12 protein-coding genes and 1 pseudogene are annotated in these 13,222 nt (G+C 71.8%); 8 read left to right on the top strand and 5 right to left on the bottom strand.

Going from position 1 to position 13,222, the window contains the following annotated elements:
- Positions 1 to 16: 16 nt before the first annotated feature.
- From FB047_RS08390 to FB047_RS08380, 3 genes and pseudogenes are all read right to left on the bottom strand, one after another.
- A pseudogene (locus FB047_RS08390) lies at positions 17 to 733 on the bottom strand (COG4705 family protein); the annotation flags it as partial.
- On the bottom strand, positions 730 to 1,359 hold the full coding sequence (locus FB047_RS08385; protein ID WP_136586720.1) for a DedA family protein: 630 nt from the start codon (positions 1,357 to 1,359) through the stop codon (positions 730 to 732). The gene FB047_RS08385 and the pseudogene FB047_RS08390, both read right to left, overlap by 4 nt.
- 137 nt (positions 1,360 to 1,496) lie before the next feature.
- On the bottom strand, positions 1,497 to 2,174 hold the full coding sequence (locus tag FB047_RS08380; RefSeq protein WP_136586719.1) for an NUDIX domain-containing protein: 678 nt from the start codon (positions 2,172 to 2,174) through the stop codon (positions 1,497 to 1,499).
- Positions 2,175 to 2,262: 88 nt separating this feature from the next.
- Between FB047_RS08380 and pta the strand changes: the two genes are divergently transcribed.
- The gene (gene pta, locus FB047_RS08375; RefSeq protein ID WP_136586718.1) at positions 2,263 to 4,404 is read left to right on the top strand and encodes a phosphate acetyltransferase; all 2,142 of its coding nucleotides are present in this window, start codon (positions 2,263 to 2,265) and stop codon (positions 4,402 to 4,404) included.
- Positions 4,401 to 5,627: an acetate/propionate family kinase gene (locus tag FB047_RS08370; protein ID WP_136586717.1), complete on the top strand. Its 1,227-nt coding sequence runs from the start codon at positions 4,401 to 4,403 to the stop codon at positions 5,625 to 5,627. Before pta ends, FB047_RS08370 begins: the two co-directional genes overlap by 4 nt.
- On the opposite strand, the gene FB047_RS08365 is transcribed toward FB047_RS08370, so the two are convergent.
- The gene (locus tag FB047_RS08365) at positions 5,617 to 6,210 is read right to left on the bottom strand and encodes a TetR/AcrR family transcriptional regulator (protein WP_167494187.1); all 594 of its coding nucleotides are present in this window, start codon (positions 6,208 to 6,210) and stop codon (positions 5,617 to 5,619) included. The two genes, FB047_RS08370 and FB047_RS08365, sit on opposite strands and share 11 nt — an antisense overlap.
- A gap of 66 nt (positions 6,211 to 6,276) precedes the next feature.
- Between FB047_RS08365 and FB047_RS08360 the strand changes: the two genes are divergently transcribed.
- On the top strand, positions 6,277 to 7,359 hold the full coding sequence (locus FB047_RS08360; RefSeq protein WP_136586715.1) for a hypothetical protein: 1,083 nt from the start codon (positions 6,277 to 6,279) through the stop codon (positions 7,357 to 7,359).
- A gap of 42 nt (positions 7,360 to 7,401) precedes the next feature.
- On the opposite strand, the gene FB047_RS08355 is transcribed toward FB047_RS08360, so the two are convergent.
- On the bottom strand, positions 7,402 to 8,148 hold the full coding sequence (locus FB047_RS08355) for a GntR family transcriptional regulator (protein WP_136586714.1): 747 nt from the start codon (positions 8,146 to 8,148) through the stop codon (positions 7,402 to 7,404).
- A 167-nt stretch (positions 8,149 to 8,315) separates the two neighbouring features.
- Between FB047_RS08355 and FB047_RS08350 the strand changes: the two genes are divergently transcribed.
- The 5 genes from FB047_RS08350 to FB047_RS08330 all read left to right on the top strand — a co-directional run bounded on the left by FB047_RS08350 (position 8,316) and on the right by FB047_RS08330 (position 13,202).
- Complete coding sequence (locus FB047_RS08350; protein WP_205822795.1) at positions 8,316 to 8,765, top strand: PTS sugar transporter subunit IIA; 450 nt, start codon at positions 8,316 to 8,318, stop codon at positions 8,763 to 8,765.
- Positions 8,766 to 8,796: 31 nt separating this feature from the next.
- Positions 8,797 to 10,392: a PTS transporter subunit EIIC gene (locus FB047_RS08345; RefSeq protein WP_205822794.1), complete on the top strand. Its 1,596-nt coding sequence runs from the start codon at positions 8,797 to 8,799 to the stop codon at positions 10,390 to 10,392.
- 49 nt (positions 10,393 to 10,441) lie between these two features.
- Positions 10,442 to 11,227 carry a glucosamine-6-phosphate deaminase gene (gene nagB / locus FB047_RS08340; RefSeq protein WP_136586713.1) on the top strand — a complete coding sequence of 262 codons (786 nt, stop codon included), beginning with the start codon at positions 10,442 to 10,444 and terminating at the stop codon, positions 11,225 to 11,227.
- Positions 11,227 to 12,384 (top strand): N-acetylglucosamine-6-phosphate deacetylase, encoded by a 1,158-nt coding sequence (locus tag FB047_RS08335; protein ID WP_167494186.1) that lies wholly within the window; start codon positions 11,227 to 11,229, stop codon positions 12,382 to 12,384. The genes nagB and FB047_RS08335 overlap by 1 nt, the downstream gene beginning before the upstream one ends.
- 83 nt (positions 12,385 to 12,467) lie before the next feature.
- Positions 12,468 to 13,202, top strand: a complete 735-nt coding sequence (locus tag FB047_RS08330; RefSeq protein ID WP_136586711.1) for an HAD family hydrolase — start codon at positions 12,468 to 12,470, stop codon at positions 13,200 to 13,202.
- Positions 13,203 to 13,222: the final 20 nt, after the last annotated feature.

The following is a 13,222-nucleotide window of genomic DNA, read 5'->3' as shown; positions in this document are numbered from 1 at the left end:
CACCCCGCTCCTTCACGCTCAGCGCCGACACGAGCAGCACGATGAGCGCCAGGGCGACGCCGCCGACCGTTCCGGAGCCGATTCCGAGACCTCCGCGTTCCGGCTCCACGCCCAGCCAGTCCGCGATCGACGCCCCCAGGGGGCGTGTGACGACGTAGGCGGCCCAGAATCCGACGACGGGACCGATGAGGCGAGCCGAGCGCAGGCCCACGATGACCGCCATGACCGCGATGAAGAAGAAGACCCCGCCGAGGTATCCGAGTTCGGTGGTCGAGGCGAGGAGGTCGCCGGCGGCGGTTCCGGCCGCGAAGGTCGTGATCACCGCTGCCCAGTACAGCAGCTCGCGCCGATCGGTCGTGACGTGGTGCACGTCGACCGACCCCTCCGCGCGCTGCCAGACGACGAAGACCGCCGCCAGAGCGAGCAGGAACACCGGGGTCGACACGGCATAGGGAATTCCGAAGGCGACGTGGACGACATCGGCGGCCATGGTTCCGAAGATGCCCACCATCGATACCGCCGCCCAGTACATCGCCGGGACGTAGCGACGCAGACGCAGTTGCACCCCCAGGACGACGACGAAGACCACCGCGGTGAGCAGCACCGTGGGTACGGGATCGAAGCGCGTCACGAGGAAATCGGACAGAGCTTCACCCATTCCGGTCGTGAGCACCTTCACGAGCCAGAACGATACGGTGGGTTCGGCAACGCGCGAGCGCGTCTTCGCGCTCATGCTCCGGTCTCCTCCGTGCGGCCCGCGCGCCGTCGCCGTACGGCCGCGATGACCACCGGCAGGACCGACACCGCGACGATGACGATGACGAGCACGTCGATGTTGTGCGCGATGAACGGGATGCCGCCCAGCAGGACCCCCACCAGGGTCATCGCGCACGACCAGCCGACGGCGCCGACCGCGTTCCAGAGCAGGAAACGCCGGTAGGGCATGTCGGCGGCGCCGGCGACGAGGGGGACGTACGTGCGCACGATCGGGACGAAGCGGCCGACGACGAGCGAGAGGCCGCCCCACCGGGCGAAGAAGGCCTCGGCCTCGGCGAGACGCGCGGTGGTCAGAAGGCGCGCATCGTCGCGGAAGAGGCGCCGTCCGAACCGTCGGCCGAGCCAGAAGCCCACCTGATCGCCCGCGAGCGCCGCGATCGAGGCGACGAGCGCGACCTGCCACGGGGCGATGCCGAGGGGGCCGCTGAGGATGGCCGCCGTGACCAGCAGCGAGTCGCCGGGGAGGAAGGGGAACAGCACCCCCGACTCGATGAAGACGAGCAGGGCGATCCCGGCGAGGACGAACGGCCCGAAGGCCTGCAGCACGGATGCCGCGTCGAAGGGGTTCAGGGCGGTGAGCATGCGCGGGGATCCTCCGGTCCGGGGCGGGACGGCCGCCCGTGCCGGAGCGGGAGCACCGACGGACCCGACTGTAGAGCCGGCCCTCCCAGATTCCGCCAAGATTGACGGCGCCCGACGACCGTGATCGCGTCGGCGCGTCAGCGGCCGGGGGAGAAGGGCCCGTCCAGCACCGCCCACTGCAGCAGCATGATCGTCTTGGCATCCTGGATCGCGCCGGTGCGGATCATCGACAGGGCCTCGTCGATGTCGTATTCGAGGATCTCGATCTCCTCGTCCTCCTCGGCGAGACCGCCCCGGTCGCCCTCCCGCTCGGCGCCGTCGTAGGCCGCCGCGAAGAAGTGCAGGCGTTCGGTGACCGATCCCGGGCTCATGTAGACGTCGAAGACGTGCGCGACCTCGTCGACCCGGACGCCGGTCTCCTCCTCGGCCTCGCGGCGGATCGCCGTCACCGGATCGTCGTCGTCGAGGAGTCCCGCCGCGGTCTCGATGAGCATGCCGTCGGGGTGGGCGTTGACGTACACGGGGTAGCGGAACTGGCGCGTGAGCAGCACGGTGCGCCGCGACGGGTCGTAGAGCAGGATCGTCGCGCCGTTGCCGCGGTCGTATGTCTCGCGCGTCTGCGTGCTCCACTCGCCGTCGTCGCCGCGGTAGCGGAACGTCGTGGCGCGCAGCACGTGCCAGCCGGCGGCGAGCAGGCGCACCTCGGCGACCTGCACGCGCGGGTTGCGGTCGAGGTCGCGTCCGGTCAGGTGCAGGCCGGTGCGTCCGCGGTGGTCGGGGACGGTGGTGCCGGGGAGGGCGGGGTCGGAGGTCACGATCGCGAGCTTAGGCGGCGGTCGTCCTGATCACTCGACGCCGAAGCAACCCCGGGGCGGTGTCGGGGGCCCGCTCTAGGCTGGATGCGTGACGCAGAGCATCTACATCACGTCGGCCGAAGGTCATTCGGGCAAATCCTCCGTGGCTCTGGGCGTCCTCGACGCCCTCAGCCGCGTGACGCCGCGTGCGGGGGTGTTCCGCCCCATCGCGCGCTCCACGGCCGAACGCGACTACGTGCTCGAGATGCTGCTCGACCACGACAGCGTCGACCTCGCGTACGACGACTGCGTCGGCGTCACCTACGACGACGTGCGCGACGACGCCGATGCGGCCCTGGCCCGCATCGTCGAGCGCTACAAGGCCGTCGAGGCGCAGTGCGACGCCGTGGTCATCATCGGCAGCGACTACACCGACGTCGGCAGCCCCGCCGAGCTCGCTTACAACGCGCGCATCGCCGCCAACCTCGGCGCCCCCGTGCTGCTCGTGCTCGGCGGCCGCGCGCAGCAGGGGCACAGCGAGACGCTGGGCCTGTCGGTCGCCCGCACCCCGCAAGAGGTCGGACAGATCGCCTCGCTCGCGATCTCCGAGCTGCAGCACGAGCGCGCGGCGCTGTTCGCCGTGATCGCCAACCGCGCCGACGCCGACCACCTCGACGAGATCGTGGCATCCGTGCGTCAGGTCGTCGACGCGGCCCCGGTCGCCGGAGCCGACGGCCGCACCGTGCCGGTGTGGGCGCTGCCCGAAGACCGCTTCCTCATCGCCCCCTCGGTGCGCGGCGTGCTGCGCTCGGTCGAGGGCGAGCTCATCAAGGGCGACCCGGCCCTGCTCACGCGCGAGGTGCTCGGCGTCGTCGTGGCGGGCATGTCGATGGTCAACGTGCTGCCGCGCCTGCAGGAGTCGGCGGTCGTGGTCATCCCCGCCGACCGCACCGAGGTGCTCCTCGCCGCTCTGCTGGCCAACGCCTCGGGGACCTTCCCCTCGCTGGCCGGAATCGTGCTCAACGGAGGGTTCGAGCTGCCCGACTCGATCGTGCGGCTCATCGACGGCCTGGGCTCCCCGCTGCCGATCATCGCCACCGACCTCGGCACCTACGACACCGCCGTGCGCATCATGAACACGCGCGGGCGCCTGGCCGCCGACTCCCAGCACCGCTACGACACCGCGCTCGCGCTGTTCGAGCGCCACGTCGACACCGAGCTGCTCACGCGCGAACTCGGCGTCGCCCGACCGAGCGTCGTCACCCCGCTGATGTTCGAGTACGGCCTGGTCGACCGGGCCCGCGCCGACAAGAGGCGCATCGTGCTGCCCGAGGGCACCGACGACCGCGTGCTGCGTGCGGCGGCGACCGTCCTCTCGCGGGGGATCGCCGATCTCACCATCCTGGGCGAGCCGATCGAGGTGCGCGGGCGCGCGATCGAGCTCGGCATCGACATCCGCGACGCGGAGGTGCTGAGCCCCTTCGACGCCGTGCACGTCGACAAGTTCGCCACCGAGTACGCTCGGCTGCGCGCCCACAAGGGCGTCACCTACGCCCAGGCCGCTGACACCGTCACCGACGTCTCGTACTTCGGCACCCTGATGGTGCACCTGGGGCTCGCCGACGGCATGGTCTCGGGCGCCGCGCACACCACCGCGCACACGATCCGCCCGGCCTTCGAGATCATCAAGACCGCCCCCGGCGTCTCGGTCGTCTCGAGCGTGTTCCTCATGGCGCTGGCCGACCGAGTGCTCGTCTACGGCGACTGCGCCGTCATCCCCGACCCCACGAGCGAGCAGCTCGCCGACATCGCCGTGTCGTCGGCGGCCACCGCCGAGCAGTTCGGCATCGACCCCCGCGTGGCGATGCTGTCGTACTCGACCGGCGAGTCGGGCACGGGCGCCGACGTCGAGAAGGTGCGCGCGGCGACGGCCCTCGTGCGCGAGCGCGCCCCCGAGCTGCTCGTCGAGGGTCCGATCCAGTACGACGCCGCCGCCGACGCGGCCGTCGCGCGGGCAAAGATGCCCGGGTCCGCGGTGGCGGGGCGCGCCACGGTGTTCGTCTTCCCCGATCTCAACACCGGCAACAACACCTACAAGGCCGTGCAGCGCTCCGCCGGTGCCGTCGCGATCGGGCCGGTGCTGCAGGGCCTGAACAAACCCATCAACGACCTGTCGCGCGGAGCCCTCGTCGACGACATCGTCAACACCATCGCGATCACCGCGATCCAGGCCCAGGGGAGCCCCGAATGAGCGTCGTGCTCGTCGTCAACAGCGGATCGTCGTCGTTCAAGTACCAGTTGCTCGACATGGCGCACGAGCGCGTGCTCGCCTCGGGCCTGGTCGAGCGCATCGGCGAGGCGACCGGCGTCGCGAAGCACACCGTCTTCGCCCTGGCCCCGATCGACGGTCCGGCGCCGACGGTGACGGATGCCACGTACACGATCGAGCGCGAGATCCCTGATCACACCGCCGGGTTCGCGGTCATGCTCGACGCTTTCGCCGCGCACGGACCCTCGCTCGACGTGCACCCGCCGGTCGCCGTCGGGCACCGCGTCGTGCACGGCGGCGCGCGGTTCTTCGCGCCCACCGTGGTCACCCCCCTCGTCGAGATCAACATCGACGAGCTGTCGGTGCTCGCCCCCCTGCACAACCCGGCGAACCTCGCGGGCATCGTCGCGGCCAAGAAGGCGTTCCCGGCCGTCCCGCACGTCGCCGTCTTCGACACCGCGTTCCACCAGTCGCTCGCCCCCGAGGCGTACACCTACGCGATCGATCGCGAGGTCGCCGAGGCGCACCGCATCCGCCGCTACGGCTTCCACGGCACCAGCCACAAGTTCGTCAGCGAGGCCGCCGCCACCTTCGTCGGCCGCCCGCTCGCAGAGCTCAAGCAGATCGTGTTTCACCTCGGCAACGGCGCCTCGGTCGCCGCGATCGAGGGCGGCCGGTCGGTCGACACCTCGATGGGGCTCACCCCTCTCGAGGGTCTGGTCATGGGCACGCGCTCCGGCGACCTCGACCCCGCCGTCCTCCTGCAACTCGCCCGTCGCGCCGAGATGTCGATCCCCGACCTCGACACGCTGCTGAACAAGCGGTCGGGCCTGCTCGGGATCGCGGGCGTCTCCGACATGCGCGACATCCAGGAGCGACGGGATGCCGGCGACCCGGCGGCGCGGCTCGCCTTCGACGTCTACATCCACCGTCTGCGCGCCTACGCGGGCGCCTACCTCGCCCAGCTCGGCGGGGTCGATGTCATCTCGTTCACGGCGGGAGTGGGCGAGAACGCGCCCGCCGTCCGAGCGGAGGCGATGGCGACGCTCGGCTTCGCGGGGGTCGAGATCGATCCCGAACGCAATGCGGCGCGAGAGCGCGGCATCCGACGCATCTCCACCGATTCCTCGCGCGTCGAGGTGCTCGTCGTGCCGACCGACGAGGAGCTCGAGATCGCCCGGCAGACGCTGTCGGTCACGGCCTGACCGGGGAGGAGGGGCCGGGCTCGTCGCCGAACGCGGCCCGCGCCTGCGCGATGAGCTGGTCGCTCGTCACGTCTTCGCCGAGCGCGGTGCGCAGCGTGTGCGCCTGGATGGCGGTGACGATTCCGCGTGTCACCTCGTCGAGGGGCCGCCTGTTCGCCAGGGCCCAGGGCGTCGCGGCGGCGCGGCACGCGTCCGAGAGGGCTCCGACAGCTGACACGTAGATCGCGTGCAGGTCGGGGTCGGTCGTGGCTTCGCTCCAGATCTGGAGAAGGATCCGCCGGGGCAGGGCGCCCTCGTCCGCGCGACCGCAGACGAGGGCGACGATCTCGGCGGGCGTACGGACGCGGTCGGGGGCGGCAAGGAGCTCCTCGACGCGGCTCGGGATGACGTCGGCTGCCACGGCCGCCATGATGTCCGACCGGGTGGCGAAGTGGGAGTAGATCGAGCCGACCGACAGGCCCGCCTCGGCCGAGATGTCGGCGATCGAGGTATGCGCGAGCCCCTTCGCAGCTGCGGCTCGGAGGGTGGCATCCATGATCTCGAGTCGCCGCGCGCGAGCGGTCTCTTCCGTGAGGCGGGGCACGCAAGAAGAATACCCGCTCCCCATGTTATAAAAAGAGCAACTGTTCTGTTTGATACGGAGGGCGCCATGTCGACCACCCCCATCACTTCGAAGCGCACGCGGTGGATGCCAGCCATCGCCATCGGCGTGGGGGCCGCCCTCGTCGTCGCCCTCATCGTGGCGGCGTTCCTCTGGCCCACCGTCACGTCTTCCGTGAAAGGGATTCCCCTCGGCGTCGTCGGAGAACCGTCGGCCGTGGCTGCGGTCGAGCAGGGGCTGCAGCAGAACGCCGCGGGCGTGTTCTCGACCATCGCCCAGGGATCCCGCGACGATGCCGTGGCGTTCGTGCAGCGGCGGGAGACCTTCGGTGCGATCATCACGGGCCCGACGCCCGAGGTGATGATCGCCAGTGCGGCGTCGCCGTCCGTCGCGGCGATCCTGCGCCAGGTCGCCGGCTCGTTACAGCAACAGGCGGCGGCGCGTGTCGCCGCGGCCGGGGGCGACCCCGCGTCGGTCTCGATCGCGGTGACAGACGTCGTTCCGCTCGTCGACGCGGACCCCAACGGCTCCGCCCTCGCGGCGGTCGGCTTCCCTCTGACCCTCGGTGGCATCGCCGGGGGCGTGTTGATCTCCCTCCTCGTGGCGGGGGTGGGCCGTCGCCTCGCTGCGCTCGCGCTGTTCACGGTGGTGTCGGCGGGGGTCGTCGCCCTCGTCACGCACGCGTGGTTCGGCGTCCTCCCGGCTCCGGGCGGCTCCTTCGGGCTCGTGGCGGCCATCGCGGTGAGTCTGCTCGGGACGGCGTCCTTCGTGGTGGGCGCGAACGCAGTGCTGCGTACGGCCGGGATCGCGATCGGCGCCGGCCTCACCATGCTCGTCGCCAACCCGATCTCCGCCGCCGCGGTCCCTGTGCAGTTCCTCGCGGAGCCGTGGGGCCAGGTCGGCCAGTTCTTCGTCCCGGGTGCCGCCGCCACGCTGGTGCGTGATCTGTCCTACTTCCCCGCGGCGGACGCCACCCGCCCCTGGCTCGTGCTCGTCGCCTGGGCCGCGCTGGGCGTGGTGCTCAGTGCGGTCGGACACTTCCGCAACCGCGAGGTGGTGCACCTCGAGGCGATCGAGGAGGACGCCCCGATGACCCGACGCTCGCGCCCGGTCCCGCGCGCGTCGGTGTGAATCGCTCGACGCGACGGCGACGTCGGATCGTGTCCGCCGCCGTCAGCCCCCGGCCAGCGCCATGTGCACCTGGTAGCGATCCCCGCGGTACCACGAGGTGACGTGCTCGACCGCCCGGCCGCCGGCGCGCGAGGTGCGCCGGAACACGAGGACCGGCGACCCGGGGGGCACCGCGAGCGCCGTCGCGACGGCATCCTCGACCGCCTCCGTCCACACCGTCTGCTCGGCGGCGTCGATGCGCACGCCGTACCTCTCGGCCAGCAGGCCGTAGAGCGACGCGCCGAGGTCCTGCTCGCCGAGGTCGTCCGCGAGGTGCGGTGAGTACCAGCCGGTCTCGAGGGCCATCGGGATGCCGTTGGCCAGGCGCAGTCGCTCGATCGACCAGGCCTCCTCGCCCTCGTCGAGACCGAGGGCCGCGCGCACGTCGAGGGGAGGGATCGCCTTCTCGGCGCGGCGGACGAGGGTCGTGGCGACCATGCCCCGCCGACGCATGTCCTCCGTGAACGACGCGAGGTGCAGCTGGGACTGCACGCGCTCGCCGGCGACGAAGGTGCCCTTCCCCTGCACCGTGTACAGCTTCTGCTCGTCGATCAGTTGCCGCAGCGCCTCGCGGACGGTCGCCCTGCTCACCCCGTGGCGGGACGACAGCTCCCGCTCCGACGGGATGGCCGCGTGGGCCGGCCAGGTGGTCCCGATGTCCGAAAGCAGGATCGCGCGCAGCTGGGCGTGCTTGGGGATGGGGCCGGCGGTGACGGCGGGCGGGGTGTCGGCATCGCGGAGACGGGGCATGACGGCGTCGACTTTCGGTGTTGACACGCTCGGCGGCGGCCAGTAGCTTCACTGGTACGTACCAGTACGGGCCACGTGGTCGGTCGGGCGGGGACGATCTGACCTTTCCCAACCTATGCGACGGTCGCTGGTGCGTACCGTCGAACCGCCGCCCCCGAGGAGTCCCCGTGACCGTCATCCTGTCCCCGCTCGTCGGAGCCGTGCTGCCGCTGGCCGATGTGCCCGATCAGCTGTTCGCCCAGGGGGCGATGGGCCCCGGCGTCGCGGTCGAGCCGCCCCTCGAGGTCGTCGACGTCGTCTCGCCGGTGGAGGGCACGCTGCTGCAGGTCTTCCCGCACGCGTTCGTCGTCGTGACCGATGAGGGGCTGGGTGTCCTCGTGCACCTCGGCCTCGACACGGTCCAACTGGAGGGCGAGGGCTTCACCGCCTTCGCCGCCAAGGGCGACCGGGTCGCTGCGGGTACGCCGGTCATCGCCTACGACGTCCCCGCCATCCGCGCGGCGGGCTTGCCCAGCGTCGTCCCCGTCGTCGTCCTCGAGCGCTCCGCTGACGAGGTGGCCCTCCTCGCCGCCGACGGCGCCGAGATCGTCCCCGGCGCCCCGCTCCTGTCCATCTGATCCGTTCCATCACCGTCGAGAGAGAACCGTCATGGCCACCACCGTCCCCACCGCGCGCCGTCGCGGCATCCCGGGCTTCGCGCAGATGCAGCGCCTGGGCAAGAGCCTCATGCTGCCCATCGCGGTCCTGCCGGCCGCCGGCATCCTGCTCCGCCTCGGTCAGCCCGACCTGCTGGGCCAGATCGACCTGCCCGTCATCGGCCCCTTCTTCCAGGCGATGAGCGCCGCCGGAGGAGCCCTGTTCGACAACCTCGCGCTGCTGTTCGCCGTCGGTGTCGCGATCGGCTTCGCGAAGAAGGCCGACGGATCCACCGCCCTCGCCGCCGTCGTCGGCTACCTCGTGCTCGCGAACGTCTTCAAGGCCATGTCGCCGGTCGTCCTGGCCGGGCAGACCACCGCCGCGGGCGACCAGGTGCAGATCAACTACAGCGTCTTCGGCGGTATCGTCATCGGCCTGCTGACGGCGTGGCTGTTCGACCGGTACCACACCATCCAACTGCCGTCCTACCTGGGCTTCTTCGGAGGACGACGGTTCGTGCCGATCATCGTCTCGCTCGTGAGCCTCGTCGTCGGATTCGGGCTCAGCTATTTCTACCCGATCTTCAACACCGGGCTGACGGGCCTCGGGGCCTTCATCGGCGGGACCGGCGCGATCGGGGCGTTCGTCTACGGCTTCACCAACCGCATGCTCATCCCGCTCGGGCTGCACCACATCCTCAACTCCTACGTGTGGTTCCTGCAGGGCTCCTACACCAAGGGCGACGGCAGCGTCGTGACCGGTGAGCTCACGCGCTTCGCGGCGGGCGACCCCACCGCCGGCGCCCTCACCTCGGGCTTCTACCCGGTGCTGATGTTCGGCCTCCCGGCCGCCGCCCTCGCGATGATCCACCTCGCCAACCCCGCGCAGCGCAAGGCCGCGATCGGCATCCTGGGTGCCGCGGGTCTCACCGCGTTCCTGACCGGGGTGACCGAGCCGCTCGAGTTCGCCTTCATGTTCGCGGCCTTCCCGCTCTACGTCGTGCACGCCGTGCTCACGGGGATCTCCCTCGCCGTCGCGTACCTGCTCGACATCCACCTCGGGTTCTCGTTCTCCGCCGGTCTGTTCGACCTGCTGCTGTACGGCACGGCCCCGGCGGCGAACAACGTCTGGTTGCTCGTCGTGATGGGCGTGGTCTACTTCGGCGTCTACTACCTGCTGTTCCGCCTCGTCATCAAGAAGTGGAACCTGCGCACGCCGGGCCGCGAAGACCTCTCCGCCCCGGCGGCCGACGCCCCGGCGGTCGACGCCGACGCCGACCCCGCGGCGGCCGGCCCTGCGGTCGCCGGCGCCGTCGCGGCATCCGCGCCGCTCGCCGCGTCCGCACCGGTCGCTGCTCCCGCCGCCCCGGCTTCCTCCGGCTCGACCGCCGAGCAGCTCATCGACGCCTTCGGAGGTCGCGCGAACCTCGTGCACGTCGACGCGTGCATCACGCGGCTGCGCATGGAGGTCGCCGACCGCACGCTCGTCGACCACGCACGACTGAAGCAGCTCGGCGCCGCGGGCGTGCTCGAGGTGGGCGACAACGTGCAGGCCGTCTTCGGTCCCCGTGCCGAGATGCTCAAGAACGACATCCTCGAGGTGCTGTGATGAACTCCGGATGCCGCGGAGCCCGCGCACGAGAGAACGGGGAGCGCTGATGGAGGTCGTGATCGTCTCGACCCCCGAGGAGGCCGGGCGCCTCGTCGCCGACGCCTACGCGCAGCTGCTGCGGGCGACCCGGGCGGCGGTCCTGGGACTGGCGACGGGCTCCACCCCGCTGCCGGTGTACCGCGAGCTGGCGCGCCGTCATCGCGACGAGGGGCTGAGCTTCGCGCGGGCGCGGGCGTTCCTGCTCGACGAGTACGTGGGCCTGCCCGCGGGACACCCCGAGCGCTACCGCGAGTTCATCCGCACCGAGCTCGAGCAGCACGTCGACTTCGCCCCCGACGCGATCGTCGGCCCGGGCGATCTCGACGTCGCGCCGCTGGAGGCGGGCCCCGCGTACGAGCGGCTGATCCGCGACGCGGGCGGCATCGATCTGCAGATCCTCGGCATCGGCACCGACGGTCACCTCGCCTTCAACATGCCGATGTCGAGCCTCGCGAGCCGGACGCGCCTGAAGACCCTGACCCCCCGCACCCGGCAGGACAACGCCCGGTTCTTCGACGGCGACATCGACAGCGTGCCCACCCACTGCCTGACGCAGGGACTGGCGACGATCCTCGACGCCCGCCACGCGGTCATGCTCGGCTTCGGCCGCGGAAAGGCCCAGGCCGTGCGCGAGGCGGTGGAGGGTCCGGTCTCGGCGCGGTGGCCCGCGTCGGTCCTGCAGCTGCACCCGCACGCCACGGTCGTCGTCGACGAGGATGCCGCGAGCCAGCTCGCCTTCGTCGACTACTACCGCACGACCTTCGCCGGCAAGCCGGCCGGGCAGGGGCTGTGATGCGTCTGCGCGCCGCCCGGGCGCTCATCGGGGGAGCCTTCGTCGGCCCCGTCGTGCTCGACGTCGTCTCGGGGAGGATCGACCGCATCCGTCCGGCGACGGGCGACGAGAGCGTGGACCACGACATCGTCGACGGCGTCCTGACCGCCGGGATGCTCGACCTGCAGGTCAACGGGTCGTTCGGCGTCGACGTCGCGACGGCCGACGAGGGCGGGTGGCGCACGCTGCTCGCAGGACTCGCGGCGCGCGGCGTCACCGGCGTCGAGCCGACCGTCATCACCGCGCCCCTGGCCGACACCGTCGCCGCCCTCGAGCGGGTGGGGCGCGCCCGCGAGACCTTCGCGGACGAGCCCGTCGCGCGGGTGCTCGGCGCGCACCTCGAGGGGCCGTTCCTCTCGCCCGCCCGCAAGGGCGCCCATCGCGCCGACCTCATGCTCGCCCCCTCCCGCGCGCACCTCGACACCCTGCTCGAGCGTCCGGCCGCCCGCGCGGCGCTGCGCACCGTGACCCTCGCCCCCGAGCTGCCCGGCGCCCTCGACGCGGTGCGCCGACTGACCGCCGAGGGCTACGTGGTCGCCGTCGGCCACAGCGACGCCACCGCGGCGCAGGTGCACGCGGCGGGCGACGCCGGCGCCACGATGACCACCCACGTCTTCAACGCCCAGCGCCCGCTGAAGCCGCGGGAGCCCGGTGTGCCCGGTGCCGTGCTCGCGGACGACCGCTTCTTCGTCGGCACGATCATCGACGCGCAGCACCTCGACCCGAGCGTGGTCTCGCTCGTTCTCGCCTCCGCCGGTCGACGCACCGTCGGGGTCACCGATGCGATCGTCACGGCCGGGCTCGAGGCCGACCGCTGGTGCGACTTCGGCGGACAGCCCGTCGCCAACGACGCGCACGGTCTCGGACGACGGCGCGACGGCACGATCGCCGGAGCGGGGATCGTGCTCGACGAGGGGGTGCGGCGCATGATCGCCGCGGATCTCGATCCCGCCGCGGTCCTCTCGGCGTGCACCGAGAACGCCGCACGCTCGCTCGATCGCACCGACATCGGGCACATCGCCGAGGGTGCGGTGGCCGATCTCGTGCAGTGGGATGCCGCGTGGCATCCGTCCGAGGTCTGGATCGGCGGACGCGCCCTCTCGGTGGTGGCCCGATAGCCCTCGCGCAGCCGCCCCGCCACTACGCTGGAGGGGCGGCGCTGAGGGCGCTCGCGCCACCGCACCCCGATCTGGAGCACGCCGTGACCGACAGCCCCGACCTGCCCGACCTGACGTCGTTCGACGGCGTGCTGTTCGACCTCGACGGGGTGCTCACGCCCACCGCCGAGGTGCACATGCGCGCGTGGAAGACGATGTTCGACGAGCTGTTCGCCGCGTGGAAGATCGAGCCGGCTTACACCGACCGCGACTACTTCGAGTACGTCGACGGCAAGAAGCGCTACGACGGGGTCGCGAGCCTGCTGCGCAGCCGCGACGTCGAGGTGCCGTGGGGCGACCCGTCCGACGACCCGAGCGAAGACACCGTCTGCGGCGTCGGCAACCGCAAGAACGAGGTGTTCTCGCGCATCCTCCGCAGCGAGGGCATCCGCCCCTATCCCGGATCGATCGCGCTCCTCGACGTGCTGCAGACGGCGGGGACGCCCATCGCCGTCGTGTCGAGTTCGAAGAACGCCGTCGAGGTGCTCGAGGCCGCCGGCATCCGCGACCGCTTCCCCGTCGTGATGGACGGAGTGATCGCCGAGCGCGACCACCTGGCATCCAAGCCCGCCCCCGACGTGTTCGCGGAGGCCGCGCGTCTGCTCGGCGTCGACCCGGCGCGATCCGTGGCCGTCGAAGACGCCCTGAGCGGCGTGCGCTCGGCCGCAGCGGCCGGTTACGGCGTCGTCGTGGGCGTCGACCGCGGCGTCGGCGCCGACGACCTCGCGGCCGCCGGGGCGACCGTGGTCGTCGACGACCTCGCGGCGTTCGTAGACTGAGCCGTCGCCTGCGCGCGACG

The sequence above is a fragment of the Microbacterium hydrothermale genome (assembly GCF_004854025.1).
Classification (GTDB): domain Bacteria; phylum Actinomycetota; class Actinomycetes; order Actinomycetales; family Microbacteriaceae; genus Microbacterium; species Microbacterium hydrothermale.
This window is presented reverse-complemented; position numbering and strand designations above follow the sequence as displayed.

Excerpts from the sequence above, each read along its gene's own strand:
- FB047_RS08335 (WP_167494186.1), top strand. The coding sequence starts at position 11,227 with ATGCGTCTGCGCGCCGCCCGGGCGCTCATCGGGGGAGCCTTCGTCGGC.
- FB047_RS08385 (WP_136586720.1), bottom strand. The coding sequence starts at position 1,359 with ATGCTCACCGCCCTGAACCCCTTCGACGCGGCATCCGTGCTGCAGGCC.
- FB047_RS08355 (WP_136586714.1), bottom strand. The coding sequence starts at position 8,148 with ATGCCCCGTCTCCGCGATGCCGACACCCCGCCCGCCGTCACCGCCGGC.
- nagB (WP_136586713.1), top strand. The coding sequence starts at position 10,442 with ATGGAGGTCGTGATCGTCTCGACCCCCGAGGAGGCCGGGCGCCTCGTC.
- FB047_RS08360 (WP_136586715.1), top strand. The coding sequence starts at position 6,277 with ATGTCGACCACCCCCATCACTTCGAAGCGCACGCGGTGGATGCCAGCC.
- FB047_RS08370 (WP_136586717.1), top strand. The coding sequence starts at position 4,401 with ATGAGCGTCGTGCTCGTCGTCAACAGCGGATCGTCGTCGTTCAAGTAC.
- FB047_RS08345 (WP_205822794.1), top strand. The coding sequence starts at position 8,797 with ATGGCCACCACCGTCCCCACCGCGCGCCGTCGCGGCATCCCGGGCTTC.